This is a genomic window from Micromonospora matsumotoense (assembly GCF_900091525.1).
GTDB lineage: Bacteria > Actinomycetota > Actinomycetes > Mycobacteriales > Micromonosporaceae > Micromonospora > Micromonospora matsumotoensis.
The window spans coordinates 1-3,091 of record NZ_FMCU01000054.1; the positions used below are offsets into that span (position 1 = coordinate 1).

General features: G+C 68.8%; 2 protein-coding genes. Both read left to right on the forward strand.

The features are described 5' to 3' along the window. Positions 1-2,073 (forward strand): condensation domain-containing protein (locus GA0070216_RS33505; protein ID WP_245722909.1); only part of this gene is annotated, 2,073 nt, incomplete at its 5' end. 2 nt (positions 2,074-2,075) lie between these two features. Next, positions 2,076-3,091 (forward strand): condensation domain-containing protein (locus GA0070216_RS33510; RefSeq protein WP_245722910.1); only part of this gene is annotated, 1,016 nt, incomplete at its 3' end.

The following is a 3,091-nucleotide window of genomic DNA, read 5'->3' on the forward strand; positions in this document are numbered from 1 at the left end:
TTGGGTGGGCATTCGTTGTTGGTGGTGCGGTTGGTGGAGTGGTTGCGGCGGCGGGGTGTGTCGGTGCCGGTGCGGGCGTTCTTCCAGACGCCGACCCCGGCCGCGTTGGCGGCCACGGGTGGTGTGGAGATGTTCGAGGTGCCGGCGAATCTGATTCCGGCGGGCGCGTCGGTGATCACTCCGGGCATGTTGCCGTTGGTGGACCTGACGCAGGAGCAGATTGATCGGGTCGTCGCCACTGTGGATGGTGGGGCGGCGAACATCGCCGACATTTATCCCCTCGCCCCGCTACAGGAAGGCATTCTCTTCCACCACCTGCTCGCCGACGGTGGTCGAGACGCCTATCTCATGTCAATCACCGTCGCATTCGACACCCGGGCCCACCTGGACAGATTCGTCGACGCGTTACAGCGGGTCGTGAATCGACACGACGTCTTGCGGACCGCAATTCTCTGGCAAGGGCTGCCCGAGCCGGTACAGGTGGTATGGCGGCAAGCCACACTGTCGATGACCGACACGATCCTGGCCGCCGGCGACGATCCGGTCGCCGCGCTCGCCGCCGCCGCCGGGCACGCCATGAACCTCGACCGCGCCCCGCTCCTCGACATCCACACCGCTGCGGCACCCGACGGCCCGGGCTGGCTCGCCCTGCTGCGGGTCCATCACATCGTTCAGGACCACGTCGCGCTCGACGTACTGCTGGGCGAAGTGCGAACGATCCTCTCCGGCCGCGACGACCTCATCGCCCCGCCCCTGCCGTTCCGGACCTTCGTCGCGCAGGCCCGCAACGCCGTCACCGAGACCGAACACGAACGCTACTTCGCCGAACTCCTCGGCGACGTCGTCGAACCGACCGTACCGTTCGGCATCCACGACGTACGCGGCGACGGCAGTCAGCTCACCCGGCACCAACTTGACTTCCCGAGCGGCTTCACCGACCGGCTACGTGAGACCGCACAGACTCTGGGCACCAGCCCGGCCACGCTGCTGCACGTCGCCTGGGCGAGGGTCGTCGCCACCGTCGCCCGACGGGACGACGTCATCTTCGGCACGGTGTTGTTCGGGAGGATGAACGCCGGCTCCGGATCCGACCGGGTGCCAGGCCCATTCATCAACACCCTGCCGGTACGAGTCCGCACCGGCGAACTGACCGTGCGGGCGGCGGTGGCGGCGATGCGCGACCAACTCGCCGGCCTGCTCGAACACGAACACGCCCCGCTAGCCGTCGTGCAGCGCGCCAGCGGCGTCGCCGCCGAGACCCCGCTGTTCACCGCACTGTTCAACTACCGGCATGACAACGGGGCCGACCCCTCCGATGAGCCCGAGCCGACACCGCAGACGACCGGAATCCGGGTATTGCACGCCCAGGAACGCAGCACCTTTCCGGTCAACGCCTCGGTCGACGACGACGGCCACGACCTGACACTCACCATCGACGCCATTGCCCCCATTGACCCCTACACGGTGGCGGCGCTGCTGCGTACCACCACCCTGAACCTGGTCGACGCGCTGGGAAGTACAACAAACGACCCGCCGTTGAGCGCTATCGACACCGTGGACGAGTCCGAGCGTCACCGGCTGCGCCTCGACTGGCCCGACACTCCCGACGGTGCCGCCGCCGCCGAGGCCGAGGTGGCCGAGCGGGTACGCCAGTTCGTAGCGCACCGGCTGCCGTCGTACATGGTGCCGTCCACAGTCGTGCTGCTTGACGCGCTGCCGGTGACCCCCAACGGCAAGATCGACCGCCGCGCGCTGCCCGTGCCAGACCTCGCCCCGACACCGACGGCCAGCCACCGGCCCCCCACCAGCCCCGCTGAGGAGGCGGTCTGCACCGCCTTCGCCGAGGTCCTCGGGCTGGAACGGGTCGGCGTCGACGACGACTTCTTCGCTCTCGGCGGCCAGTCACTGCTGGCCGTCCGAGTCCTCGCCCGAATCCGGGCGGCGCTCGACATCGACGTGCCCCTGCGCGCACTCCTCGACGCGCCCACCGCGGCCGGTCTCGCACGCCGGATCGGCCAGCTGCGGAAAACGAACCGGCCGACGCTTCGGCCCATGCGTAGTGACAAGGAGTGACGATGATCCCGTTGTCGTACGCCCAGCGCCGGCTTTGGTTCATCTCGCAGTTGGAGGGGGCCAGCAACGCCTACAACATGCCGATGCTGCTCCGCCTGACCGGCGACGTCGACGTCCCGGCCCTGTGCGCTGCGGCCCGGGACGTCCTGACGCGGCATGAGGTGCTGCGAACGACGTTCCCCACCACCGACGGCGAGCCCCATCAGCGCATCATCGAACCCGAAGACCTCAACTGGCACGTCGAGCTGGTGGACGTATCCCCAGCCGAGCTCGAGACCGAACTGGAGCGGGCCGCCAAGACCATCTTCGACATCGCGACTGACCTGCCGGTTCGGTCGTGGCTGTTCTCGACCGGCCCGGACGAGCACGTCTTCGTCACCGTCATGCACCACATCGTCAGCGATGGATGGTCCATCACCGTGCTGACTCGGGACCTGTCCGCCGCGTACGAGGCGCGCCGCGCCGGACGATCCCCCGACTGGGAGCCACTGGACATCCAGTACGCGGACTTCACGCTGTGGCAGCGGGAGGTCCTCGGCGACCCGGACGACCCGGACAGCCTCATGTCCCGGCACGTCGCCTACTGGCGGGAAGCCCTCGCCGGGGCTCCCGAGGAGCTTGCGCTGCCGCTCGACCATCCCCGGCCGGAAATCATGAGCCGCCGGGCGACGAGCGTGCCACTCCTGGTCCCGTCGGCGCTGCATGCCCAGGCGGCGGAATTCGCCGCCGAGGAGGGGGTCACCCTCTTCATGATCATGCAGGCGACCGTCGCCATGCTGCTTTCCCGGCTCGGTACCGGGACCGACATCCCGATCGGCACACCGGTCGCCGGGCGCACCGACGAGGCGCTGGACGACCTTGTCGGATGCTTCATCAACATGCTCGTGCTGCGGACCGACGTGTCCGGGAACCCGACCTTCCGCGAGGTGCTGGTCCGGGCGCGGGAGACCGCGTTGTCCGCGTTCGAGCACCAGGACGTGCCGTTCGAGAAGCTGGTGGAGGAACTGGCCCCGGCGCG